General features: G+C 28.5%; 24 protein-coding genes and 1 riboswitch. Of the genes, 15 read left to right on the top strand and 9 right to left on the bottom strand.

Annotated elements, in window-relative coordinates:
- Window positions 1-54: 54 nt before the first annotated feature.
- Together ACI389_RS04335 and ACI389_RS04330 are read left to right on the top strand one after the other, a co-directional pair.
- Window positions 55-528, top strand: a complete 474-nt coding sequence (locus ACI389_RS04335) for a DUF2299 domain-containing protein (protein ID WP_439780316.1) — start codon at window positions 55-57, stop codon at window positions 526-528.
- 636 nt (window positions 529-1,164) lie between these two features.
- On the top strand, window positions 1,165-2,331 hold the full coding sequence (locus ACI389_RS04330; protein ID WP_439780315.1) for a Cdc6/Cdc18 family protein: 1,167 nt from the start codon (window positions 1,165-1,167) through the stop codon (window positions 2,329-2,331).
- Here ACI389_RS04330 and pyrB read toward each other — a convergent pair.
- Genes pyrB through hisG form a run of 3 tightly spaced genes read right to left on the bottom strand, consistent with a single transcriptional unit; the run spans window position 2,324 to window position 4,603 of the window.
- Entirely contained in the window at window positions 2,324-3,259 is a 936-nt protein-coding gene (gene pyrB / locus ACI389_RS04325) for an aspartate carbamoyltransferase (protein WP_439780314.1), read from the bottom strand. The two genes, ACI389_RS04330 and pyrB, sit on opposite strands and share 8 nt — an antisense overlap.
- The gene (locus ACI389_RS04320) at window positions 3,252-3,746 is read right to left on the bottom strand and encodes a flavodoxin domain-containing protein (RefSeq protein WP_439780313.1); all 495 of its coding nucleotides are present in this window, start codon (window positions 3,744-3,746) and stop codon (window positions 3,252-3,254) included. The genes pyrB and ACI389_RS04320 overlap by 8 nt, the downstream gene beginning before the upstream one ends.
- Window positions 3,743-4,603 carry an ATP phosphoribosyltransferase gene (gene hisG, locus ACI389_RS04315; protein ID WP_439780312.1) on the bottom strand — a complete coding sequence of 287 codons (861 nt, stop codon included), beginning with the start codon at window positions 4,601-4,603 and terminating at the stop codon, window positions 3,743-3,745. The genes ACI389_RS04320 and hisG overlap by 4 nt, the downstream gene beginning before the upstream one ends.
- A 229-nt stretch (window positions 4,604-4,832) precedes the next feature.
- Between hisG and ACI389_RS04310 the strand changes: the two genes are divergently transcribed.
- A complete protein-coding gene (locus ACI389_RS04310; RefSeq protein WP_439780311.1) occupies window positions 4,833-5,039 on the top strand; it encodes a histone family protein in 207 nt (68 codons plus the stop codon).
- 41 nt (window positions 5,040-5,080) lie between these two features.
- Complete coding sequence (locus ACI389_RS04305) at window positions 5,081-6,385, top strand: amidohydrolase family protein (protein WP_439780310.1); 1,305 nt, start codon at window positions 5,081-5,083, stop codon at window positions 6,383-6,385.
- On the opposite strand, the gene tfrA is transcribed toward ACI389_RS04305, so the two are convergent.
- Window positions 6,378-8,021: a fumarate reductase (CoM/CoB) subunit TfrA gene (gene tfrA, locus ACI389_RS04300; RefSeq protein ID WP_439780309.1), complete on the bottom strand. Its 1,644-nt coding sequence runs from the start codon at window positions 8,019-8,021 to the stop codon at window positions 6,378-6,380. The genes ACI389_RS04305 and tfrA overlap by 8 nt on opposite strands.
- A gap of 190 nt (window positions 8,022-8,211) precedes the next feature.
- Between tfrA and ACI389_RS04295 the strand changes: the two genes are divergently transcribed.
- Window positions 8,212-8,586 (top strand): DUF120 domain-containing protein, encoded by a 375-nt coding sequence (locus ACI389_RS04295; RefSeq protein ID WP_439780308.1) that lies wholly within the window; start codon window positions 8,212-8,214, stop codon window positions 8,584-8,586.
- Window positions 8,587-8,631: 45 nt separating this feature from the next.
- Window positions 8,632-8,762: riboswitch (FMN riboswitch) on the top strand.
- 53 nt (window positions 8,763-8,815) lie between these two features.
- The gene (gene ribB, locus ACI389_RS04290; protein ID WP_439780307.1) at window positions 8,816-9,499 is read left to right on the top strand and encodes a 3,4-dihydroxy-2-butanone-4-phosphate synthase; all 684 of its coding nucleotides are present in this window, start codon (window positions 8,816-8,818) and stop codon (window positions 9,497-9,499) included.
- Window positions 9,500-9,578: 79 nt separating this feature from the next.
- On the opposite strand, the gene ACI389_RS04285 is transcribed toward ribB, so the two are convergent.
- Entirely contained in the window at window positions 9,579-11,075 is a 1,497-nt protein-coding gene (locus ACI389_RS04285; RefSeq protein ID WP_439780306.1) for a nucleotide-binding protein, read from the bottom strand.
- A 125-nt stretch (window positions 11,076-11,200) separates the two neighbouring features.
- The gene (gene gatA, locus ACI389_RS04280; protein ID WP_439780305.1) at window positions 11,201-12,571 is read right to left on the bottom strand and encodes an Asp-tRNA(Asn)/Glu-tRNA(Gln) amidotransferase subunit GatA; all 1,371 of its coding nucleotides are present in this window, start codon (window positions 12,569-12,571) and stop codon (window positions 11,201-11,203) included.
- A 109-nt stretch (window positions 12,572-12,680) separates the two neighbouring features.
- Here gatA and ACI389_RS04275 point away from each other — a divergent pair, with 109 nt between their 5' ends.
- On the top strand, window positions 12,681-13,475 hold the full coding sequence (locus tag ACI389_RS04275) for an HAD family hydrolase (RefSeq protein ID WP_439780304.1): 795 nt from the start codon (window positions 12,681-12,683) through the stop codon (window positions 13,473-13,475).
- A 77-nt stretch (window positions 13,476-13,552) separates the two neighbouring features.
- Here ACI389_RS04275 and ACI389_RS04270 read toward each other — a convergent pair whose 3' ends face one another.
- Window positions 13,553-14,266 (bottom strand): sugar phosphate isomerase/epimerase family protein, encoded by a 714-nt coding sequence (locus ACI389_RS04270; protein WP_439780303.1) that lies wholly within the window; start codon window positions 14,264-14,266, stop codon window positions 13,553-13,555.
- A gap of 64 nt (window positions 14,267-14,330) precedes the next feature.
- Here ACI389_RS04270 and ACI389_RS04265 point away from each other — a divergent pair, with 64 nt between their 5' ends.
- The 5 genes from ACI389_RS04265 to ACI389_RS04245 all read left to right on the top strand — a co-directional run bounded on the left by ACI389_RS04265 (window position 14,331) and on the right by ACI389_RS04245 (window position 19,734).
- Window positions 14,331-14,738, top strand: a complete 408-nt coding sequence (locus ACI389_RS04265; protein ID WP_439780302.1) for a PadR family transcriptional regulator — start codon at window positions 14,331-14,333, stop codon at window positions 14,736-14,738.
- A complete protein-coding gene (locus ACI389_RS04260) occupies window positions 14,722-15,768 on the top strand; it encodes an ATP-binding cassette domain-containing protein (protein WP_439780301.1) in 1,047 nt (348 codons plus the stop codon). The genes ACI389_RS04265 and ACI389_RS04260 overlap by 17 nt, the downstream gene beginning before the upstream one ends.
- A complete protein-coding gene (locus ACI389_RS04255) occupies window positions 15,755-16,909 on the top strand; it encodes an ABC transporter permease (RefSeq protein ID WP_439780300.1) in 1,155 nt (384 codons plus the stop codon). Before ACI389_RS04260 ends, ACI389_RS04255 begins: the two co-directional genes overlap by 14 nt.
- 8 nt (window positions 16,910-16,917) lie before the next feature.
- Window positions 16,918-18,126 (top strand): outer membrane protein assembly factor BamB family protein, encoded by a 1,209-nt coding sequence (locus tag ACI389_RS04250; protein ID WP_439780299.1) that lies wholly within the window; start codon window positions 16,918-16,920, stop codon window positions 18,124-18,126.
- 72 nt (window positions 18,127-18,198) lie between these two features.
- Window positions 18,199-19,734, top strand: a complete 1,536-nt coding sequence (locus ACI389_RS04245; RefSeq protein ID WP_439780298.1) for a 2-isopropylmalate synthase — start codon at window positions 18,199-18,201, stop codon at window positions 19,732-19,734.
- Here the strand turns inward: ACI389_RS04245 and ACI389_RS04240 are convergent.
- Entirely contained in the window at window positions 19,729-20,385 is a 657-nt protein-coding gene (locus tag ACI389_RS04240; protein ID WP_439780297.1) for a PHP domain-containing protein, read from the bottom strand. The two genes, ACI389_RS04245 and ACI389_RS04240, sit on opposite strands and share 6 nt — an antisense overlap.
- Window positions 20,386-20,389: 4 nt before the next feature.
- Window positions 20,390-21,418, bottom strand: a complete 1,029-nt coding sequence (locus tag ACI389_RS04235) for a DUF1786 domain-containing protein (protein ID WP_439780296.1) — start codon at window positions 21,416-21,418, stop codon at window positions 20,390-20,392.
- Window positions 21,419-21,507: 89 nt separating this feature from the next.
- Here ACI389_RS04235 and ACI389_RS04230 point away from each other — a divergent pair, with 89 nt between their 5' ends.
- The 3 genes from ACI389_RS04230 to ACI389_RS04220 all read left to right on the top strand — a co-directional run bounded on the left by ACI389_RS04230 (window position 21,508) and on the right by ACI389_RS04220 (window position 24,650).
- A complete protein-coding gene (locus tag ACI389_RS04230; RefSeq protein WP_439780295.1) occupies window positions 21,508-22,809 on the top strand; it encodes a TrpB-like pyridoxal phosphate-dependent enzyme in 1,302 nt (433 codons plus the stop codon).
- A 395-nt stretch (window positions 22,810-23,204) separates the two neighbouring features.
- A complete protein-coding gene (locus ACI389_RS04225) occupies window positions 23,205-24,047 on the top strand; it encodes a ParA family protein (protein WP_439780294.1) in 843 nt (280 codons plus the stop codon).
- Entirely contained in the window at window positions 24,048-24,650 is a 603-nt protein-coding gene (locus ACI389_RS04220) for an AAA family ATPase (protein ID WP_439780293.1), read from the top strand.
- Window positions 24,651-24,700: the final 50 nt, after the last annotated feature.

Here is a 24,700-nt window from a genome sequence, read left to right as displayed (position 1 = left end):
TATATATAATATAAAAAAATAAATAATTTATTATTATATTTTAAAGATGATATTATGATTGATGAAAAAACAATTGAAAAATGGCTACTTGATGAAGATATGTTATTAGAGATAAAATTTGATGAAAATGCGGATTATCATTTCATTGTTGAATTTCCTAAAGAAAATGTCATGGATATTGTAAAACCAAAACAAAAAGATTGTATTATTATTGGATGTGCAACTCAAGTTTCACCTGAACATACTAATTTAATGATTCAAGCAGATTCAAAAACTAAAAGAGATTTCCTTTTAGATTTAAATTTTGGTCTTAATAATTTTTTAGTTGATTATGAACTTCAAGTTAATGATGATATATTACAACAATTTATTATTACTGATCAGATATTTGAAGATGGATTAACAAAGGATGCATTTATTAGAACATTAAAAAGAGTTTTTAAGTCAAAATTACATTGTATTTGGTTAATTGACAAAAAATTTAGTGATTTTTCTTTTTCATCTACTAAAAATGAAATGCAAATTTAAAGAGAGAGAGGTGCATTTCAAGTATAACATTTTCGAGGGTATATTAAGACTGAAGAGGTATATTTCAAGTGTAAACATTTGAACTTTATCTCTATTTTTTAAATGTTTATTTTCAAATTTTAAATCTTGATTTTTCTTTATTTTAAAATTTAAGAATAATTTCAAATATTCTAATTTTTTTACACTTGAAATTTATGTCTTGATTTTGGTTTTTTGCTAAATTATTTTACACTTGAAACATATGTCCCTCTCTTAATTAAAAATCATGATAATTTTTTTAAAAGTGATGTTTATCCAGTTAAAAAAGCATTGTTACAGGTTTTTTATCTTATAATTTTACACTTGAAATTGTTATCTTATATTTGAAATAGTACTATTTCATATTTAAATTTTAATTTTGTTAAATTAAATATTTTTTGATTTTAATTGATTTTAATTAATATTATACTATTATGTTACTTTTTACTCTGTTTTATTGGATTTAACTCATTTTATTTCATTTATTTTTTTAAATTTTTATTAATTTTAATACATTTTTATAAAATTGTAATAAAAATGTTTATTTATGATATGTTTTATATATTATCACTGGAAATTATACTCTATTTTTTTATAAATTTTTTAGTGGTGGATATTATGTCAAATATTTTTGAAGATTTGGAAAATGATGAGACACAAGGACATTCTATATTTAAAGATAAAAGTCCTTTGGATCATAGATGGTTACCTAATAAATTAATTCACAGAGAAGAACAAATAAGGCAAATTGCTAAATATTGGGTTGATGTTTTAAGTAATGTAACTCCATCTAATGTTACTTTATATGGTAAAACAGGAACTGGTAAAACAGCAGCATCAAAATTTGCACGTGAGCAATTACTTGATATTGCTCATAAAAAGAAAATTTTTGTTAAGGTTATTTATATTAGATGTACTGATTATACAACTGAATATCAAGTAATTGCAGAATTATGTAATAAACTTGGACGTGATGTTCCAAATCGTGGTTGGACAAAAGGTGAAGTTGTAAATACATTTAGAGATATTTTTAATTCTACTAATGCTTTCGGTAAAAAATTACATTTAATTGTTATTTTAGATGAAATTGATATTTTACTTGATAAAGATGGAGATGGAATTTTATATACTCTTACAAGAACAGACAATGTTTCAGTATTATGCATTAGTAATTATTTAGATTTTAAAAATTTGATTAAATCTAGAGTTAATAGTAGTTTAAATGATAAAGAAATAGTATTTCCTCCATATGGAGCAGATCAATTATCAGATATTTTAAATGAAAGAGCAGAATTATCTTTTAATGATGATGTATTAGAAAAAGATGTTATTCCATTATGTTCTGCAATGGCAGCAAAAGAAGAAGGTGATGCAAGGTATGCTCTTGATTTACTTAAAAATGCTGGTGAATTAGCTTTTGATGAAGATTCAAAAAAAGTTACAAATGATCATGTCAGAAGGGCAAAAGATAGAATAGAACACAATAAAGTCATTGAAATAATATCCACTTTACCACTTCAACAACAAAGAGTTCTAGAATCTATTTTAAATTTAACAAAACAAAAAGAAGAGATTACATCAGGTAAATTATATGAAGCTTATACAGAGTTATATAAAAAAGATGCAGTTACTTATAGAAGAATATTTGATTTTATTAATGAACTTGAAATGTTAGGAATTATTTCTACTAATACAATTTCACGTGGTCGTGGAAAAGGAAGAACTAATATTATTAAGCTTCAATGTGATGAAACATTACTTGAAACAACCCTATTTTCTATTTAGGGTTGTTTTTTATTAATGTTTTTAAAATTGCCATTCTTATAGGAACAGCATTAGTTGCTTGTGTGAAATATTTATTATATTTTGTATTATCAACATCAATGTCTATTTCATCAATTCTTGGTAAAGGATGCATAATAATTAAATCTTTACCTTCAACTAATTTTTTATTAATAGTATAAGCACCTTTTATTTTTAAATAATCATTGATATCTGCAAAACGTTCTTTTTGAATTCTAGTTACATATAAAACGTTTATATCATCAATTATTTCTTCAATTGAACTTACTTCTTCATATTCTACATTAGTTTTGTTTAAATCATGAAGAATCTCTTGAGGCATTTTAAGCTCATCTGGTGATACTAAATATATTTTAATATTCTTAAATAATCCTAAAGCATGTGTTAATGAATGAACAGTACGACCAAATTTCAAATCACCAATTAATGCAATTTTTAAATTATCAATTTCACCAATCTCATTTTTAATTGTGTATAAATCTAATAATGTTTGTGTAGGATGTTGGCCAGCACCATCACCTGCATTAATTACAGGTACATCAACGATATCAGATATAAATTTTGACACTCCTTCAAGTTCGTGTCTTATAACTAATGCATCACAATATCCTTCAAACATTTTTGCAGTATCAGCAATACTTTCACCTTTAGATACTGAGCTAGATCCACTATTTTCAAATCCAATGCATTCTCCACTTAAACGTTTCATAGATGTCTCAAATGACATTTTAGTTCTTGTTGAAGGTTCAAAAAACATTAACCCAAGAATTTTTCCTTTAAGTTCTTCAGATATTTCTCTAGATTTAGCAACATTTTCTAATTTTGATGCTTCATTTAGAATGTATTCAATATCTTCTCTTTCAAAATCTTTCACTGAAATTATGTTTTTTAATTTAAAAATTTTAATCAACCCTGTTTTCAATTAAATTATTTATATAATCGCTAAATTTATTGATTTCATTAATATTTAAACTTGGAATGTTTTCATTATTTTTAAGTTTATTTCTTGTTTTTATCTTTTCAAAAATATTTTCTTCATTTTTATTTAATTCATATCCAAAATTTGAGTTAATACGTGATAAAATTACTAATTCTTCTGTAAATATTTTATTAAATATTTTTTCTGTATTAATATTTTTTTCGCAATTAATAGCTAGTGCAATAGGCTTTTCTTTTATAGTTTTGATATTTCTAATGATATATCTTTTTAAACTATTTTGAAATTTACCATTATATGCGGAAGCAACAAATATTATAAAGTTATATTTTAAAATACATGCTGTTTTTGCTTTTTCAATAGGTATTAATTGTACATTACTATTAATTTTACTTGATAATATTTTACAAGATTTTTTTGTAGATTCTTTTGAAGTGGAGTATATTATTCCAATTTTCATATTATTCTTTCGATTGGCACTACAAGAATATCTTTTGCACCAGCATTTCTTAAGCAATTTACAAGTTCAAATACTTCTTTTTCATCAATAACTGCTTGTACAGCAACAGTTTTTTCATTTGATAGTACTTCAGATATTGTTAAACCTCCCATTGAAGGCATTACTTTTTTAACATCGTCTAAATCTTCATTTTTCACATTCATCATAATTAATTTTTTACGATCAGCATCAAGAACCCCTTTGATACTTGTGCTAACAGATTCAATTAATTCTTTTTTATTTGCTAAACTATATTTATTTGCAATAAGTTTAATTGTACTATCTAAAATGCAATCAATTATTTGTAGATGATTCATTTTTAAAGTTGTTCCAGTACTTGTCAAATCAGTAATTAAATCTGCTATTCCAATAAATGGTGCAGCTTCAGTTGATCCGCTTAATTTAACAATTTTTAAATTTAATCCTTTTTCTTTTAAGTATTTTTTAGTTAATACTGGAAATTCAGTAGCTACTTTCATACCTTCTTTAATATCACTAACAGAGTTTATACCTGATTCTTCTGGAGCAGCTAGAACTAATTTTGTTTGACCAAATCTCAAATCAAGTAATTCACTAACATCTGCTTCATTTTCTTTAATTAAATCAACACCAGTTATTCCTATATCTGCAACCCCATCATTGACAAATTCAGGAATATCGGATGCTCTTGCAAACATAACTTCTATATTTTCATTAAATGTTTTAGAAATTAATTTTCTATTATTTTTATCGATTAATCCTAAACCTGCTTTTTCTAATATGTTTATAGAAGGTTCACTTATTCTTCCTTTTGAAGGAATAGCAATTTTAATTTTCATTATATCTTCTCAAATTTTTTTTCGTTATATATATAATTATAAGTTATTTTATAAAAAAGTATTTTTTTATTATTATTTTCTTATTTATTTAAATGTTTATTCCTTATTTTAGTATAATACCTTTATTTGTACCAAATATTTAAATATTAAGTTATATTATATTGTTATTTAACTCGTGATTTTATATTTATAATCATAAGTTTTAATAAACTATTGTGAGGTGAAAAATATGTCTGAAATACCAAAAGCTCCTGTTGCAAGGATTATCAAAGAATCTGGTGCTGAAAGAGTTAGTGAAGATGCAAAAGCTGAATTAGCAGCATATTTAGAAGAAGTTGCTCGTAATGTAGCTAAAGAAGCAAATGTTGTAGCTAAAATCGCTAAACGTAAAACTGTAAAAGCAGAAGATATTAAATTAGCTATTAAAAACTTATAAATAGTTTATAGCTTTCTTTTTTTTATTTTTTAGGTGTTATTATGAGTTATAATACTATTTTAATTAAAAATGCATTAATTTTAAGTCCAAATACAAATTTTGAAGATAAACAATCAATTTTAATCAAAGATAATTTAATTACTGAAATTTCCCCAGAAATTGATGAAAGCAATGTTGATAAAATTATAGATGCAACTGGTAAAATTTTACTCCCAGGATTAATTAATACTCATACTCATTTATCTATGACTTTATTTAGAGGATTAGCTGATGATTTAAGTTTAGATAGTTGGTTAAATGATCATATATGGCCAATGGAAGCTAATCTTAATGGAGATTATTGTTATATTGGTGCTCTTTTAGGAGCTATTGAACTTATAAAATCAGGAACAACAACATTTTCTGATATGTATTTTTATATGGAAGATGTTGCTCGTGCTGTTGATATAGCAGGAATAAGAGCTATTTTATCCTATGGTATGATTGATTTCGGTGATGAAGAGAAAAGAAAAAATGAAATTAATGAAAATTTAGCTTTATTCAATGCTTGTGATGGAATGTCTAATGGAAGAATTAAAGTCTTTTTAGGACCACATTCTCCTTATACTGCTTCAGAAGAGTTATTAATTCAAGTACGTGAGTTAGCTAATAAATATAATATGGGTATTCATATACATGTTTCTGAGACTCAAAAAGAAATTGAAGATGTTTCAGCCCAAAAAGGATTAAGACCTTTTGAATATTTAGATAAAATTGGATTTTTAGGTCCTGATGTTGTTGCAGCACATAGTGTATGGTTAAGTGATAATGAAATTGAAATTATTAAAAAGAATAATGTAAAAATTTCACATAATCCATGTAGTAATATGAAATTAGCTTCAGGAATTGCTCCTGTTTCTAAATTAATTGAAAATGATATTTGTGTTTCAATTGGAACTGATGGTGCTTCTTCTAATAATAATTTAGATTTAATAGAAGAATTAAAAACAACTTCATTACTTCAAAAAGTTTCTACTTTAGATCCTAAAGTTTTAACTTCAGATGAAGCATTAGCTATGGGAACTATTAAAGGTGCAGAGACTTTAGGTCTTGAATCTGAAATAGGTTCTATTGAAGTTGGTAAAAAAGCAGATATTATTTTAATTGATACTAATTCAGCTAATATGGTTCCAGATAGTTCTTCTTTAAGTTCAAATATTATTTATTCAGCAAATGGTTCAAATGTTGATACTACTATTTGTGATGGTAAAATATTAATGGAAAATAAAAAATTAACTGTTTTAGATGAAAATGAAATTTATCAAAAAGCTAGACAAGCAATAAAAGAATTAAAAGAAGCTATCTAGCTTCAAATTTTATTTTATTTTTATTAAATATTATACTCTTTTTCCATTCATCTTTACTTTCAGGAAAATCAGATCTAAAGTGTGCTCCTCTGCTTTCTCTACGTAATATTGCTGATTTTACTACTAAAATACAAATTTCAAGCATATTTATTACTTCAAGTGCAGTTACTAATTCAGTGTTATATTGCTTTTTATCGCTAACATCTAAGTTATCTAATTCTTTTTGCATATCTTGAAGACTTTTTAAACCTTCGTTTAATGTTTTTTCATCTCTTACAATAGCTACTTTTTCCCACATTAAGTTTTTAATGTTTTCTTTGAACTTTGCAGGTTTAATACTACCTTTTTTAATTAAACTTTCAATTCTAGAAGCTTCCTCTTTGACTTGTTTATCATTTGTTTTAAGTTTTGTGTTCATGCATGCTTTACTTGCACTTTCACCAGCAATTTTTCCAAATACTTGGGTATCAGCTAATGCATTTCCACCTAAACGATTTGCTCCATGAACTCCTCCACAAACTTCACCAGCACCATATAAATTATCTAGTGATGTAGAAGCATCAGTATTTATTTTTAAACCACCCATGAAATGGTGTGCAGTAGGTGCTACTTCGATTGGTTCATGTTTAATGTCTATACCTACATTATTAAATTGTAAAACCATTGTTTCTAATTTTTCTTCGATATAATCATCATCTAAATGGGAAATGTCAAGGTATACTCCACCATTTTCGCTTCCTCTGCCTTCTATAATTTCTTGGTAAATAGAACGAGCAACAACATCACGAGTAGCTAATTCCATTTTTTCAGGTGCATATTTACTCATGAATCTTTCACCATCTTTATTTAGTAACTTTCCACCTTCAGCTCTTACAGCTTCTGTTACTAACACTCCTTTTTTAGATTCAGGTGCAACCATTCCAGTTGGATGGAATTGGACTTGTTCCATATCAATTAAATTAGCTCCAGCTTTGTAGGCTATTGCATAACCATCTCCATTTTTTTGTAAGGTGTTTGATGTTACAGGGTATAGTTGTCCAGCACCTCCACTTGCAAGGATTGTAGATTTTGCTTTGAAGTAAATTAAACTGGAATCTTTTAAATCAAGACCAGTTGCACCAATGACTTGGTTTTTATCAGTTACAAGAGATGTAATCATTACTTCTTCGATGCATTCAATATCTCTTTTAATTATTTCTTCTTTAAGAGCATTTAACAATTCAGCACCAGTTCTATCTCCTTGATAACAAGTTCTTTTGTATGTTTGTCCGCCAAAAGGTCTTTGATCTATTTCACCAGATTCTTGACGGTCAAATAAAGCACCATAATTTTCTAAATCCACTAATCTTTGTGGTGATTCATTGACAAGAACTTCTACAAGCTTTTCATCATTAAGATAACTTCCACCTTTAAGTGTATCATGAATATGAGCTTCTTTTGAATCATCTTTATCAACTGTTTTAAATACTGCATTGTATCCACCTTCTGCCATTCCAGTACAACCTGATCTAAATGAAAGGCCTTTTGATACAATTGTTGCTTTTAATCCGGCATTATCAACTTCAATAGCTGCTCTTGAACCTGCTCCACCAGATCCGATAATTAATACATCTGTTGAGATAGTTTTTATTTCCATTTATATTACCCTGTAAAACTTAATTAAGTAATACTTTATTTTTTAATTGTTAAATAAATTACTTTAAAAATATTTATTAAGTTAATTATATATATTGAATTCATATGAATAGATATTATTTAAATCAATAATATGATTAAAATTTGAATAATATTTTAAGATTATCTGTTATTTAATTAGAGGTTAATTCATGAAAATTGATGGTGAAGTTACAACTGGTTTAGGAAAAGCAGCATATTTCTTATCACAGGAATTTTATACAAATGAATTTAAGAAAAATTTAGGGTTTGTTCCTTTCCCTGGGACATTGAATGTTGTTGTTAGTGATGATTATTTAGATGAAATAAATAAAATAAAAAATAATTGTCAAAATTTAATCAAGCCAGATGAAGGATTTGGGGCTGTAAAATATATTAAGGCAAAATTAAACGATAATATTGATGGAGCTATTGTATTTCCAGCTAAAACTACTCATGAAGAAAATTATTTGGAATTCATTTCAAAAGATAAGTTAAGAGATGAATTAACTTTAAATGATGGGGATATAGTGTCTCTTGAATTTTAAAATTAAATAGTAACTTTTTTATATATAGTTGATAATAATTATTAATTACGTTCTCAGGGCGGAGTGAAATTCTCCACCGGTGGTGATTTTTTTAAATAAGTCCATGAGCACTAATAAGTGTTGATTTGGTGAGATTCCAAAACCGACGGTTACAGTCCGGATGAAAGAGAAGAAATAAGTAATTTAGTTATTTTTAGCCCTGGTTCTAGTATTATAAGGAGATATTACTATGAATCAAGAAACAAACTTAGATAAAGCTTTAGAAGCAATTAGAAATGGTGAATTTGTACTAGTTTTCGATGATGATGATAGGGAAGGAGAAGTTGATATGATTATCGCTTCTGAATTTGTAACTCCTAAATCTGTTGCTTCAATGAGAGATAATGCAGGTGGATTAATCTGTAATTGTTTACACTCTGATTTTTGTGATGAAATTAATTTACCGTTTATGGTAGATATCATGAAAGCTGCAAGTGAGAAATACCCAGATTTAGCTAAACTTGCACCTAATGATATTCCATACGATGAAAGGTCTTCATTTTCAATTTGGGTAAATCATAGGAATTCATTTACTGGTGTAACTGACCATGATAGGGCAATGACTATTAGTGAATGTGCCAAAATGATGAAAGAAGGAAGATTTGATGAATTTGGATCTACTTTCAGATCACCAGGTCATGTATGTCTTTTAAGAGGAGCAGATGGTCTTGTTAAAAATAGAAGAGGACATACTGAAATAGGTCTTGCATTATGTGAAATGGCTGGTGTTACTCCTGTATGTGTAGTTTGTGAAATGATGGATAGTGAAACTGGACAAGCTACATCTGTTGATGATGCTCGTAAATTCGCAGAAGAAAATGGTTTAGTTTTACTTAAAGGTGAAGATATCATTAACAAATATCTAGAAGAATAAGTTAATATCTTTGTAATGAATTGGGTTATTGCTGGAATAAATTCCAAATGCAATATATTTTCCCATTTTCATTAAATTTTTAAGCTATTTTATTTTTAATTTCATCTATTGTGTATATTTTTTTAAATTCAACTTCACGAGCCATATTAATTATTTCATCAATATTTAAGTTATTTTCAATTAAATCCATTGCATGGCTAGTGAATAATTCATATCTAATCTCAATTTCTGGAATAAATCCTCTCATATCTGCTGATTTTAATTTAGGTAATTTTAAAACTTTATTGACATTTGTATTATTTTTAATATAAGGTATTACTTCGTTGAAAATATCCTCATTGTATATTTTATTAAGTAATATTGCTTCTACTGGCACTCCAAATTTTTCAAGCATGTTTGCATGGGAAACTAAGTCAACTGCAGCAGATTCTATTCCTCCTTTGTTAACACCTGATACTAATAGTATTGGTATTTTAGAAGACATTGCAATTTCTGCAGCTGAAAATGGTACTTTTTCATTTAAAAGTCCAGTAAATACACTCATTACTCCTTCAATTAAGACAATATCATAGTCTGAGGAATTAAGTTTTGATATTGTAGATTCAATATCCATCCAACCTAAATGACCAATTTTTATAGAGGAAAATTCTTCCATTTTTCCTTTTGTCAAATATAATCCTGGTATGATGTCACGTACATCTGGACCGACTTTTAGAAGAGCAACTTTGTATCCTCTTTTTCTTAAAGCCCCTGCAAGTCCTGTAGTGATGAAAGTTTTTCCAGAATCAGATCCATTACTTCCAATCATTAGATATTTAGGCTTTTTAGTCTTTGTTTTTAATGATGGAACTTTGATAGTAGTATTGATTCCAATTTCACTTTGTAAATATTTTTTAACTTCTATGTTTCTACTGTATATTTCATCAATATTTGTAGCGTCTATTTGTGTTAATAAGTTATTTACGAGAATTGGATTTTCATCTAATACTCCATGAATCATTGTACCGATAACATTACCATCATCATTAACTGCACCTGAAAATATATTATATTCATTATTTTCATTAGTATCTCCATAATTCATTCTTTGAACTTGAGAATAGAATAATGGTTTAGCATCTCCTTCTACTTTACCGTAGGTATGTGTATGGAAACCATCAATATCTTCACTTTGACCTTTTACTAAAAATGAGTTGTTAAATACCTTAGCTTTAACACGATCGCTTGTGATTAAAGGTGAAAAATTAACGTCAATTATTCCAAGACCTTCTTTAATAATTGGGACTGGTGATTTTCTTCCAATGTCTATTTGATTTGATAATAATTGAAAACCTGCACAAATTCCAATGATTGGTTTTCCATCTTTGGCCATTTTTTTAATTTCAGTATTTAAACCTATGTTAATGTCATTTGATTCAATTAATGTTCCACCAGGGATAATTAATGCATCTAATTCATTACTAGCTTTTAATCCATCAACAAGCCCATTTTCCCTAACAATATCTGTTGGCAAATTTCCAAAATCTTCAAATCCTGGAACTGCTCCATTAACATAAACAAGTCCAATTCTTGTCATAAAATAACCTCTTGATAATCTATTGTATCTTATAAATATTAAATTTTTAGAGGTATATTTCAAGTGTAAAAATAAGTTTATAAATTGATTTGTTTTTAGTAGTTTATAATTTATAAAAAAAGAGTTTATTGAGTGTTTTCGAAAACACTCATTGCTTTAATAATTTTTAAATCATCTAATGGTTTAGCTTGTAATTGTAATCCTACAGGAATATTGTCCACTTCACCAGCTGGCATGCTTGCTGCTGGGATACCTGCTAAGTTAGCTATTACAGTTAAGATATCGTAAGCATACATTTCCATTGGTTCTAATTCATCACCAATTTTATGAGGAAGTTTAGGCACGGTTGGTCCTACAATTAAGTCTACATTTTCAAGCATTGAAGTGATTTCAGATCTAATTACAGATCTTGCTTTTAATGCTTGTTTGTAGTATTTACCACTAAATTCAGCTTCTGCAATATGTGAACCTATTTTGATTCTTCTAAGTACTTCGTCTCCGCATACTTCTTCGATTCTAGAACCATATTTTCTTCCATCGTATTTTCTGGTTGCAGAGAAGAATTCTACATAGTTAATTAAGTAATATGTAGGTAGACATAAGTCAATATAATCAAAGCTTACTTCTACAAGTTCAGCACCAGCTTCAACTAATTTATTTATAGCTTGATTTACAGTTTTGTTAATTTCATCATCTGTTACATCAATGAATTCTTTACATACTGCAATTTTCATGCCTTCTAAATTAGTATCATCTAATACACTTGTAAAGTCAGGTTTATCCCAATTTAAGGTAGTACATTCAGTTTCATCGTATTTTGCAATAGTATTTAATGCAAGTGCAATACCACTTACATCATTTGCAAGAGGTCCAATTTGGTCTAAACTCATGGATAAGTCAAGTAATCCTTGTCTTGAAACTGCACCATAAGTTGGTTTAAATCCAACTACACCACAATGGGATGCTGGATTTCTAATGGACCCACCAGTATCTGATCCGATTGTAATATCACACATTTTACCTGCAATTGCTGCTGCACATCCTCCAGATGAACCTCCAGGTATTCTACCCATAGCTGCAGGGTTTTGTGTAGGTCCGTAATATGAAGTTTCAGTTGAACTTCCTGCTGCAAATTCGTCCATATTGAGTATTCCGATGATAATTCCATCTTCATCTAAAATTTCATTAACAACAGTTGCATTGTAGCTTCCAATATAGTCTTCTAAAGTTTTTGAAGCTGCTGAAATGATTAAATCTTCAACATTGATGTTTGCTTTAATACCGAATACTAATCCAGCTAAAGCACCAACATCTTCTCCGTTAGCTATTTTTGCATCAATAGCTTCTGCTTGTTTTAATGCATTTTCATAGTTTAATTCAATAAATGCATTAATGTTTTCGTTAGTTTCATCAATGACCTTAATGAAGCTTTCAACATTTTCTTTAGCTGTTATTTCACCATTTTTAATGGAGTTTAACTTTTCAATAACATTCATTAAAACACCTGATAATCGTAATTTATAATATTATTATTTTATTTTTTAATGTTTATAAACTTGTTTTTTTTAAATAATTTTAAATATTATTTTTTATCTATAATTAATTATGAAAAAAGCTGTTGTATTTGATAACTCTGGGACATTAATAGAAAGATATAGAGTTATTAAAGATGTTTCAAATGGTAATTTATTTACTGATGTTAATTCATTGGAATTAATTGATGTAGCCGATTCCTTGGCATTAGTTGTGCTTCAGTTTAATACAAATAAATTATTAGAATTGGATCAAAATACCTTAATTTCTGATGTTATTAAAGAGTATAACATTGATTTTGATATTAGTTTTTCAACAAATCCTGTTTCTAAAGCTGAAGTTAAAGAAATTATTGATAATGAAACATCAGCTACATTATCAGATATTACAGATGGTTTTGGTATTTTAAAAGAGAAGATTCCTATGATGGAATTGTGTAATGGATCTGCATTAATTGTTGATATGGATTTAGGTATTATTGCATATACTATAACATCTGCTGGTAAACTTTTCCCTAATGTTTTTGAAACTATTGAAACTTTAAAATCACGTGGAATTGAAATATTCATTGCTTCAGGTGATAGAAAAGGAGCTATTAATAAATTAGCTAATATGCTTGATATCCCAATAGAAAATGCCTTCGGAACAGTTTCAACAAAAGGGAAATGTGAGATTGTTTCTATTTTAAAAGATGATGGATATAAAGTTATGATGGTTGGAGATGGAATTAATGATATACTAGCTTTTAAAAATGCAGATGTTAGTGTATTAACTATAGAACAAGAAGAAGAGGTATCTCCTAAAGTAATGGATAAAACAGACCATATCATTAATGATATTTTCGAAGTCACTGAGATTGATTTTTAAATATTATTTTTTTATAATTTCTAACTTATAATTTATAACTTATAAGTTATAACTAATAACTTATAAAAAATAATAATTTATAGATTATCAATGACTTTTTTACTCTTTAAAATATTATCAAAATTATTTAGCTCAATGATTGCAGTATCTACTTTTTTAAGTAAGTTTAAATCAAGTGTACCTTCACCTAATGTGATATGTTGGTCTTTAACTCCATCATTGTCATTTAAATGGCAGTAACTTATATTTTTTAAGCTTAACATTTCTTCTAAGTTTCCACATGTGTTTCCATGTCCTGTATCAATTGTCAAACTACATCCTGTTGCTTCTTGAATCATTTCGATTTCTTCGACTTTATTTGCGAGGAATTTTCCTCGAACTGGCATATTTTCAACAGAAACTTCAACATTGGTGTTATCTATAATCTTACCAACACTTTCAGCTGCAAGTTCAAGAGCATGTTTTCTAAGACGTGGTTCATTACGTCCAATTACTCCTGGATGAATTGTTATGGTGTTTGCGTTAATGTTTTCTGCATATTGACCACATTGAATCATTTGTTTTACACTTTCAGCTCTTATTCCTTTGTTTAAACTTGCAATGTTAATGTCTACGGTTGCAGCATGGATTCTTATGTCTATTCCACAATCTTTAAATTCTCCATGGTCTTTTATAAAAAAAGGATCTTCTCCAAGAATCTCAATTATTTCAAATCCATGTTGTTTTGCAGTTTTTATTATTTTATTGTTATCTTCCATAAATAGTGCAAGAGTTGTAAAACCTACCTTCATATTTATATATGAGTTTTTTTATATAATAAATGCTTATATATCAAATTTTTATATATGGTGAAATATGATAGATAAAGAAATTGATGATAATGAAGCAAGATTAATTAAACATTATTCTAATGGCTTGATTCGTAATTTAATCCTTTGGATTATTTCAAAAGAAAAAATTCATGGCTATGGGATAATGAAGAAATTAGATGAATTTTTTGATTTTAAGGATGTTGACTTTGAAATTAAAAATACTTCAAGTAAAATCTATCCTATTTTGAGAAAAATGGAAGAAAACAAACTTATAGTCGGAGAATGGGATATTAATGAAAGTAATAAAAGAGTTAAGTATTACTCCATTACTGATGATGGACTATTAATTTTAGATAAAATCCGTTATATTTTTGGTTGTATTTCCAATAATCCCGCATGGATAGATTTTCATACTGATATGGGGGTTAAAATTAATGAAAAATGCAATTGAAACTAAAAATCTTACTAAGATCTATGGAAACTTCACTGCAGTTAATTCTCTTAATTTAAAAATTCCAAATAAGAGTATTTTTGGAATGTTGGGTCCAAATGGAGCTGGAAAAACAACAACCATTAAAATGCTTACTTGTTTAATACAACCAACTTCAGGTCAGGCTATCGTTGGAGGATATGATGTAGAAAAAAATCCTGATGAGGTTAGAAATCTCTTAGGTATGGTTCCTCAGCAAGTTAGTTTGTACAAAGATTTGACAGTTATGGAAAATTCACAAATGTGTGCAGATTATTATGGAATTCCATCTGATGAGAGAGATTCACGTATTGAAGATTTAATGGAATTAGTAGATATTAAATATGCTAAAGATAAACGTGTAGGTCAACTTTCTGGTGGGCAAAAGCAAAAAGCATCTCTTGTTGCTAGTTTAGTCCATAGACCAGATATTTTGTTTTTAGATGAACCTACTATTGGTCTTGATCCTACTACTAAACGTACATTATGGGATTTGATTCGTGAGTTAAATGATGATGGTCATACAATAATTTTATGTTCACATGACATGCATGAGGTAGATATGCTTTGTGACAATGTTGGAATCATTAATACAGGTAATCTTGTGGCTTATGATACTCCTCAAGGCCTTAAAGATTCTCTTTTAGAAGCTAATAAGAAAGAGATGATTGAAGCTTTAGGAAAGATTTCAGATGAAACTAAGGTATCAACTTCTACTAAAGAGGACATTGAAAACATTGCCTTAAGAAAAATGTCCATTCTTTTAAAAAATCAAAATGAAGAAATTATTGAAGCTATTAAATCATCTAATAGTGTAAAAAGTATTGAAATTGCTCGTAATGGTCGTATTAATTTAAGAATTGATAATTATGATGATATGGCTGTTCAAAATGTTTTAAATGATATTAACTCTTTTGGTGGAGTAATAAAATCTATTTATACAGAAGAACCTTCACTTGAAGATGTGTTTATCAAATCAACTGCTGAGGTAGATGAAAATGCTAGAGTTTAAAAAATTTTGGTGGATGATTAAAAAGGAATTACTCAGCCTTAAAAGACACCCAGGTAGATTAGTTTCTATAATTGCATTTCCTATAATCATGATTTTACTTTTTGGTTATGGAATGGGTGGAGAACTGACAGATTTACCAATTGTTGTTGTTTCTCAAAGTCATGGTGATTTAACAGATTTAACATTAGATACAATTAAAACAACAGAAACTTATAAAGTTGTGGAGGTTATTGATGATTTAGATGAAGGTAAAGAGCGTGTTAATTCTGGTGAAGTTAAGGCAGCTATTATTCTGCCATCGGATTATGATGATGATTCAACACAGCAAAAAACAGCCACTCTGTATTTAGATTCTTCTGATCAAATGGCATCTCAAATTTTAGATTCATCAACACAAGCTATATTCAATAGATTATCAAATATGGTGGGTTCTCAAACTAGTATTGAAAATAAGGATGCTAACATCACTCCATCAATATCACATTCATTAAATAACTTTAAAGATGATATTAGCTTACACATTAACAGAATTTATGGTAATATTAAGTACATAGACTTTTTAGTTCCTGCAATTTTAGGTATGACTGTAATGATGAGTTGTATGATGGGAATGGGTGCAGCAATTGCTGGTGAACGTGAAACAGGTGAACTTGCAAGATTGTTCATGACACCAACTTCTGTTTCAACTGTAATTGGTGGTAAAATCGCTGCTAAACTTTTAATTGAATTAATGAGAGCTTTAATATTAATTTGTATGGCGGTATTGCTTTTCAATGTTAGTATTAAAGGGGGGCTACTGCCGACATTCATAGTTCTTGTAGTTGGAGCATTATGTTTCGTTGGATTTGGAATGATGTTATCTGCAAGAACATCTACTCAAGAGGATTATGCTCAATTAGTAATGCCGTTTTCAATGCCGATGATGTTTATATCAGGTGTATTTTATCCAATTGAAACAATGCCTTGGATTTTACAAAAATTTGCATACATATTTCCTTTAACCTATTTAAATGACGCAATGAGAGGAATTATGCTTAAAGGTCAAACTTTAGGTGATGTATGGATAGATTTAGCTGTTCTTTTAGGATTTACATTATTGTTCTTTATAATTGGTGTAAAAAGATTTAATAGAGATGTATAGGAGGTTTAATGATGTATAAAAAGTTATTAGTAGGAATTATTGTTTGTCTTTTATTTATTTCTCCAATTGCTGCTGAAAATTGGAATTCATTTGGTGGTGGAGTTGATCACAATGCATTTAGGGAAGAAGGCTCAGATTTTGTAACTAATCTTTGGACTTTTAATATGGAATCTCCTGTCCATTCTTCTCCTGCAATTTATAAAGATTTTATTTATATAACTTCTACACAAGGTATTTTAAAAGCTATTGACATGGAAACTGGTGAGGAAGATTGGGATTTAGATCTTGGAGCTAAAACTAATTCATCTCCAGTAATTAATTCAAATAAATTATTCATTGGAACTGAAGATGGTATTAAAACTATTAATCTAAATAATCATAAGCAAATATGGGAGTATGATTGTGATAATGTTGAATCTACTCCAGTTGTTTATAAAGATGTAGTTTACTTTGGAAGCAATGATGGTCATTTATATGGGCTTGATAAGGATAATGGAAAAGTTGTATTTAATAAAAAATTAGATGGTGAGCTTAAATCATCTCCTATTGTAGTTGATGATACAATTTATATAGGATCTACAAATTGCAAGTTGTATAGTGTTGGAACTGACAAGGATATAAATTGGGAATTCACCACTGGTGATGAAGTTTTATCTTCTCCTAGTTTTATTAATGATACAATTATTTTTGGTTCAAATGATGGTAACATTTATTGTTTGAATGAATCTGATGGTGCTTTAAATTGGAAAGTTGATTTAAATAATAAAGTCATATCTTCTCCTACCATTGATGAACATGATAATAATATTTTCATAGGTTCTGATGAAGGTAATTTAACTTGTTTAGATAATCGTGATGGTACAATAAAATGGAGTCATTCTGTTGGTGGTAAAGTTCAAACAACTTCAGCAATTAAAGATAATCTAGTTGTATTTGGTTCTAATAATGGTAATTTATATGTTTTAGATAAATACACAGGTAGTGAAGAATTCACTTATAATCCTGGAACAGTTTTATTTAATTCAGCTATTACTTCTTCACCAGTCATCAATGGAAATAGCTTAATCTTTGGTGATGATTCAGGAAATATTTACTCTTTAAACATTGATAAATATGAAGTACCAGGCTCAACACAGATGTATCTTTCTTTTGCTGTTTTAATAGTAGTTATTATTGTAGCTATTGTTGTTGTTCGTAAAGTTAAAGGTAGAAAATAATTTCTATCTTTCTTTATGAAAAATTTATAAATATTAAATCTTAAACCATTTAACCAATAGGGGTTAGCATTGATGCAAAATATCGAAATTTTAAAAAAAGAAAATATGAATCTTGCTGATAAAATTTATATCTTTGATACTACATTAAGAGACGGGGAGCAAACTCCCGGTGTTTCTCTAACAGTTGATGAAAAAATTCAAATTGCACAAAAACTTAATAATTTGGGCGTAGATAAAATTGAAGTTGGTTTTCCAGCATCATCTTCAGGAGAAATGGAATCTGCAAAAAGAATTAAAGATAAAGGATTAGATTCAACACTTATTGGTTTAGCTCGTTCATTACCTAGTGATATTGATGCAGTTATCGATGCTGATTTAGAGTATATTCATACATTTATTGGTACTTCTCCATTACACCGTGATTATAAACTTAAAAAATCTAAGGAAGATATAATTCAATCAGCTGTCTCATCTGTTGAATATGCAAAAGATCATGGTTTAACTGTTGAATTTTCAGCTGAAGATGCAACAAGAACCGAAAGAGACTATTTATTTGAAATATTTAATGAGGTTGTTGTTGCTGGTGCTGATTTTTTAGATGTTCCAGATACTGTAGGTGTTTTGACTCCTATTAGTACTCGTGAATTAATTACTGATATTAAAAATAATTTTAAAGTTCCTATTAGTGTACACTTCCATAATGATTTTGGACTTGCCACTGCTAATACATTAACTGCTATAGAATGCGGGGCTAATCAAGCTCATGTAACAATTAATGGATTAGGTGAAAGAACTGGTAATTGTTCTTTAGAAGAATTAGTAATGACTCTTAAATCTGCTTATAAAATTGATTTAGGATTAGATACTACTAGATTGTACAGTTTATCTAATTTGGTTGGTCGTTTAACAGGGGTTAAAATGCCTGTTAATAAACCGATTGTTGGAGATAATGCATTTGCTCATGAATCTGGAATTCATGTTCATGGAATTTTAAATAATGCTTCTACTTATGAACCAATGTCTCCTGAAATGGTAGGTCATTCAAGAAGAATTGTTTTAGGTAAACATACTGGTGCTAATGCTGTTAAAGCTAAATTAAAAGAACATCATATTGATTTAGATGAAAAACAGTTTGATAAAGTATTCAATAATATTAAATCATTAGGGGATAGTGGTAAATGTGTTACTGATGATGATTTAGTAGCTATTGCTATTACTGAACTTTCTTCAGCACGTGAAACTCCAATTGTTATTAAAGGATTAAGTATTTCAATGGGTGCTAATGTTTCTCCTACAGCTACTGTTAAATTAGAAATTGATGGTGTTGAAAAAGAAACTGCAAGTACTGGTGTTGGACCTATTGATGCAGCTTTAAATGCTATTCGTGAGTTAATTCAAGATACACTAGATATTGAGTTAGAAGAGTATAATTTAGAAGCTATTACTGGTGGTACTGATGCATTAGCTGAAGTGTTTGTTGTTAGTTCAGATTTAGATGGTAATAAATCAACTGGACGTTCAACTAATCAAGATATTGTAATGGCAAGTATATTAGCTGTTTTAGATTCAATTAATAAATTATTGTTGATTAAAAGGTCAATTTTATAATTTCTTTAAAATATTTTTTTCAAATAGGTATTTCGCAAGTAAGATATTTGAAGTACCTTTACCACATGCTTTAGTTTTTCCTTTCACAATTGCTTTTAAAACACTATTGATATCTTTTTCACAGTCAATTAAACTATAACAATCCCCAACAAATTTCCAGTAATGGGAATCACTTGCACCTAATGAGGGTATATTTTGTTTTATTGACAATTTTTTTGCCTTGGAATTGCAATATCCTACAATAAATCTTGCATTTTTTGTTTCAATTGCATCAATTTTTAAATTTTCATTGTCATCTTCACATAGTAATCCATGTCTATAGAAGCAGTATGGATGGGGGATGATTGCAAGACCCCCTAAATCATGAATTTTGTCTATTGTTTCTTGAGGTGATAATTCTTTAGGTATGTTTTCCTCACACCCAAAACCAAGAATATGGCCTTGTGTTGAAGAAATTTCTATAGATGGAATGGCAAGTATATCTGTATTTCTAGTTTTTTTTAAAACTTCACTAGTTCCATCTACAGTATTGTGATCAGATATAGCTATGATGTCTATATTCTCTTTTTTTGCTTTTTTTAAAATATCATCAATTTTTGAATTTGAGTCAGGAGAATATTCACTATGAATATGTGAATCCATTTTTAGCATTTTATCAACCTAATATTGTTTTTATCAAACCAACAGTACCAGTCATCATCACATCTCCCCCAGGAGCTGCATGATGCCAATCAAGATTTGTTTTTTCAATAAGTTCTCTTTTTGGTCCACTTACAATTACTTTTTCGATTTTAGATATTGGATTTAATACATGGGCTCCATGACCGTGGTCTTCGTAAACTTCTTTGTTTGTAATTGTACCTTCTGCCAATCTTTTAATATATCTCTCAAGTGATTCTCCAGTTAAGCTTGATGTGTGATGTTCGAAAACACCTTGGATTTTGCCGTTTTCTATACTTGCTGCTGTTGTATGTCCATTTCCTATATCAATTACGATATAACTGTTTAATTTTTCAGCAATTTCATCAAAGCACATTCCAGCAATTGAGGCAAATTTGGTATCCATTAATAATGGAATTTCATCTATGCCTTCATTTTTAACAATTCTTCTAACAGCATTCATCCTTGTATAATATTCAGGTAAATCATCGCTAAAACCAAATTCTAATGGGGATATTGGTTTTGATATTTTTTCTCTTATTTTTTCAAATCTAAAGTCTCTATCACCCATGTTTTTGTTATATCCGTGGTCTTGGACTGCAATTGCGATTTTATCAAAATCAAATTCTAAATCGTATCCTAATAAAAATTCAGATAATTTAGTGAGATTTATATCACCCATTTTAATTTTTGTATAATTACTATAATCTTTTGATTTATTAGCTATTTCAATTCCAAATGATTCTACTTGTTTTAAGTCATCACGAATTGTTTTAGCACATATTGGTTCCATTACCACATTGTATCCTTTTTCAATGTGTTTTATAATAGTATTTTTTATTTTTCCACCACCCATTATTTCTCCTTCGAAGTAAATGTTGTTATCTATCTCTCTTATTTGTTGGGAGATAAGTAAATGAGGGGATGGTAAAACTAGCTTAATTGAGTTTTCTAGTTCTTTTTTAGTATTATAAATCATTATGTCTTGTGTTCCGGTTCCAATATCAATAGCTAAAATTCTCATGATTTTTTATTGTTTTTTATATTATTAATAATTAAAGTGTATATTTTAGTACAATAAAGATTTAAATAGTACAACATACAACTATTATTATGGATTACAAAATTACATTAAACTCAAATGAAGTGCCAAAGGAATGGTATAATATTAACGCTGATTTACCTGTTGAACTTCCAATGCCAAAAAATAGTGAAGGAAAAGACCAAATTGCTTCTCTCAAAAAAGCATTTACAAAAGTAGGTTTAGAGCAAGAATTTTCAACAGAACGTTACATTAAAATTCCAAATGAAGTTAGAAAACTCTACATGCAGATGGGAAGACCATCTCCTTTATTTAGAGCAACAAAACTTGAAGAATATTTGGGTACTCCTGCGAAAATTTTTTATAAACGTGAAGATACTTCTCCTACAGGTTCTCATAAATTAAATTCTGCAATTCCTCAAGCATATTTTGCTAAAAAAGAAGGTATTGAAAGATTAACTACTGAAACCGGTGCTGGTCAATGGGGTACTGCTTTATCTCTTGCTTGTAATTTACTTGATTTGGAGTGTACTGTGTATATGGTTAAAGTATCTTTCCAGCAAAAACCTGATAGGAAAAATATCATGAATATCTATAATGGTAATGTATTTGCATCTCCAAGTGAAAATACTAAAATTGGCCGTGAAATTTTAGCTAAAAATCCAGATCATCCTGGATCTTTAGGTGTAGCTATTTCTGAAGCTATGGAAGAAGCTTTAGAAAATGATGAAGTAAAATATACTTTAGGAAGTGTATTAAATCATGTAATGTTACATCAAACTATTATTGGTCAAGAATTGAAAAAACAATTAGAGATTGCTGGTGAAGAGCCTGATGTTATGATTGCTTGTGCAGGTGGTGGAAGTAATCTTGCAGGTTCATTATTCCCATTTATTAAAGATAAGATTGATGGCAACTCTGATACTCAATTTATTGCAGTTGAGCCAAGTGCTTGTCCTACATTAACTAAAGGAAGCTATGAATATGACTTTGGTGATGTAAATGGATTTACTCCTTTACTTAAAATGTTTACTTTAGGTCATGATTTTGTTGCACCTTCTGTACATGCTGGTGGATTAAGATATCATGGTATGTCTCCACAAGTATCTCTTTTAACTAAAGAAGGTTATATTGAACCTAGATCTGCTCATCAAAGAGATGTATTTGAAGCTGGAATTACATTTGCTCGTAATGAAGGTATATTGCCTGCTCCTGAAACTACTCATGCAATTAAAGTAGCTATTGATGAAGCATTGAAATGTAAACAAACAGGAGAAGAAAAAACTATTGTTATGAACTTCTCTGGACACGGAATGTTAGATTTAAAAGGATACAGAAGTTATTTTGAAGGTACCATGCCTAATTCTAAATAACTTTTCTTATTTTTTTTTAATTTTTCACTATTATAAGTTATAACTTATCAGTTTATTCAAGTTATAACTTATAACTATTAACAAATAACTAATAACTTATTTGTGAAAACAAATACTTTATAAGATAGAAGTTATAAAATATAACTTATTTGTTAAAAGTTAGTTATGATAAGTTATCTCTTAAAACTTATTTTTTATAACTTAAATGTTTTAACTTAGTTCTTATCCCTTAGAAGTTAAAACTAATAAGTTAGTTCCTATAAGTTTTACCTGAAAAGATATAACTTAATACTTTTAACTTATACTGAATAACTTAAAAGTTATTTTTTTAACCCTTTAAAGTTATTAGTGAAAACTTCTAACTTAAAACTTATTATAAATAGGAGAATTCTTTAATGAGTGAGATAATTGCAGTGATGAATCAAAAAGGGGGTTGTGGTAAGACAACTACTGTTGTTAATACGGCAACATCTCTAGCAGTAATGGGAAAATCTGTTTTGGTAGTAGATATGGATCCCCAAGCTAATGCTACAACTAGTTTTGGGATTGATAAAACTAAACTAGAAAATACAATATATGATGCTCTTATAGGAGATATTAGTGTTAAAAAAGCAACAATTCCTACGTTTATTAAAAATTTGTTTATTATCCCAAGTAATATATCTCTTAGTGGAGCAGGTATGGAGCTTTCTAGACGTGAAAATTACCATATTGTTTTACAAGAAACTCTTAAAGATGTTGTACCATTATTTGATTATATTTTCATTGATTTACCTCCTTCATTAGGTGTCATAACAGTCAATGCATTAGTAGCTTGCGATAGTGTTTTAATACCTATTCAAGCTGAATACTATGCCCTTGAAGGGGTAGCTGATTTAATTAATACAATTAAATTAGTTGAAAAAAGACTCAGAAGTCCCACTCCAATAAAAGGAATTCTCCTCACTCTATTTGATAAAAGAACTAGACTTAGTAAAGATGTTTATAGTGAACTTAAAAGTTATTTTGGAGGAACAAATTTACTCTTTAAAACAATCATTCCAAGGAATATAAGATTAGCTGAAGCTCCTAGTTTCGGTAAACCTTGTTTAATTTATGATCCTGATAGTACTGGTACTAAAGCTTATTTAAAATTAGCAGATGAAATCATTCAAAGAGATGAAAATGTTCAGTTAAATATAGCTAAAACTAATATGGATAGAGTTAAAAAAGATTCTGAAGTTGCTGGAGGTAAATAAATGGCTAAAAAAGGACTTGGTAAAGGTTTAGATTCTTTAATCCCTGATTTTTATAATGAAGATTTCGATAGTAATTCCACTAAATCTCTTGAAGATTTAATGAATGAAGCTGAAACCAATGATGATATTAAAGAAGATGAGGTTCCTAAGGAAGAATCTCTTGATGAGATTAATACTGATTCTGAAGAAGAGGAGACTCCTATAGATGAATCTGTTGAACTTTCTGATGATGATGCTGAAGTAAATATATTTGAAAAGATAAAAGAAGAAAATGATCAACAAGAAGATACTACTGAAGAAAATGAGCCTGAAGAAGAAATTCCAGTAGAAACTGAAGAAGTTGAAGTGGAAGATAGCACAGAAAGTAATGAAGAAAGTGTGCAAGCACCACTAAATATAATTCCTGAACATGTAGATGAAGTTAAGGAAATCGTTGATAAAAACCCTAGAATTACTTTATGGTCTTCAAGGTCTTCAGCTGTTTTTAGATATTTAAGAAAAACTGAACCTGAGTTTAGTATTTCCAAAGAAGCTTCTAAATTAATTGAAGAAGCTGTTGCTAAAAAATACCCTGAAATATGGGAATTATTCGACGATTATTAATTTAAAATTATACTTAGTATATTCTATTTACACAAGCTAAGAAAACCGCA

It is taken from the genome of Methanobrevibacter sp. (assembly GCF_051877095.1).
Taxonomy (GTDB): Archaea; Methanobacteriota; Methanobacteria; order Methanobacteriales; family Methanobacteriaceae; genus Methanocatella.
This window is presented reverse-complemented; position numbering and strand designations above follow the sequence as displayed.

Excerpts from the sequence above, each read along its gene's own strand:
- ACI389_RS04335 (WP_439780316.1), top strand. The coding sequence starts at position 55 with ATGATTGATGAAAAAACAATTGAAAAATGGCTACTTGATGAAGATATG.
- ACI389_RS04330 (WP_439780315.1), top strand. The coding sequence starts at position 1,165 with ATGTCAAATATTTTTGAAGATTTGGAAAATGATGAGACACAAGGACAT.
- ACI389_RS04320 (WP_439780313.1), bottom strand. The coding sequence starts at position 3,746 with ATGAAAATTGGAATAATATACTCCACTTCAAAAGAATCTACAAAAAAA.
- hisG (WP_439780312.1), bottom strand. The coding sequence starts at position 4,603 with ATGAAAATTAAAATTGCTATTCCTTCAAAAGGAAGAATAAGTGAACCT.
- ACI389_RS04310 (WP_439780311.1), top strand. The coding sequence starts at position 4,833 with ATGTCTGAAATACCAAAAGCTCCTGTTGCAAGGATTATCAAAGAATCT.
- ACI389_RS04305 (WP_439780310.1), top strand. The coding sequence starts at position 5,081 with ATGAGTTATAATACTATTTTAATTAAAAATGCATTAATTTTAAGTCCA.
- tfrA (WP_439780309.1), bottom strand. The coding sequence starts at position 8,021 with ATGGAAATAAAAACTATCTCAACAGATGTATTAATTATCGGATCTGGT.
- ACI389_RS04295 (WP_439780308.1), top strand. The coding sequence starts at position 8,212 with ATGAAAATTGATGGTGAAGTTACAACTGGTTTAGGAAAAGCAGCATAT.
- ribB (WP_439780307.1), top strand. The coding sequence starts at position 8,816 with ATGAATCAAGAAACAAACTTAGATAAAGCTTTAGAAGCAATTAGAAAT.
- ACI389_RS04285 (WP_439780306.1), bottom strand. The coding sequence starts at position 11,075 with ATGACAAGAATTGGACTTGTTTATGTTAATGGAGCAGTTCCAGGATTT.
- gatA (WP_439780305.1), bottom strand. The coding sequence starts at position 12,571 with ATGAATGTTATTGAAAAGTTAAACTCCATTAAAAATGGTGAAATAACA.
- ACI389_RS04275 (WP_439780304.1), top strand. The coding sequence starts at position 12,681 with ATGAAAAAAGCTGTTGTATTTGATAACTCTGGGACATTAATAGAAAGA.
- ACI389_RS04270 (WP_439780303.1), bottom strand. The coding sequence starts at position 14,266 with ATGAAGGTAGGTTTTACAACTCTTGCACTATTTATGGAAGATAACAAT.
- ACI389_RS04265 (WP_439780302.1), top strand. The coding sequence starts at position 14,331 with ATGATAGATAAAGAAATTGATGATAATGAAGCAAGATTAATTAAACAT.
- ACI389_RS04260 (WP_439780301.1), top strand. The coding sequence starts at position 14,722 with ATGAAAAATGCAATTGAAACTAAAAATCTTACTAAGATCTATGGAAAC.
- ACI389_RS04255 (WP_439780300.1), top strand. The coding sequence starts at position 15,755 with ATGCTAGAGTTTAAAAAATTTTGGTGGATGATTAAAAAGGAATTACTC.
- ACI389_RS04250 (WP_439780299.1), top strand. The coding sequence starts at position 16,918 with ATGATGTATAAAAAGTTATTAGTAGGAATTATTGTTTGTCTTTTATTT.
- ACI389_RS04245 (WP_439780298.1), top strand. The coding sequence starts at position 18,199 with ATGCAAAATATCGAAATTTTAAAAAAAGAAAATATGAATCTTGCTGAT.
- ACI389_RS04240 (WP_439780297.1), bottom strand. The coding sequence starts at position 20,385 with ATGCTAAAAATGGATTCACATATTCATAGTGAATATTCTCCTGACTCA.
- ACI389_RS04235 (WP_439780296.1), bottom strand. The coding sequence starts at position 21,418 with ATGAGAATTTTAGCTATTGATATTGGAACCGGAACACAAGACATAATG.
- ACI389_RS04230 (WP_439780295.1), top strand. The coding sequence starts at position 21,508 with ATGGATTACAAAATTACATTAAACTCAAATGAAGTGCCAAAGGAATGG.
- ACI389_RS04225 (WP_439780294.1), top strand. The coding sequence starts at position 23,205 with ATGAGTGAGATAATTGCAGTGATGAATCAAAAAGGGGGTTGTGGTAAG.
- ACI389_RS04220 (WP_439780293.1), top strand. The coding sequence starts at position 24,048 with ATGGCTAAAAAAGGACTTGGTAAAGGTTTAGATTCTTTAATCCCTGAT.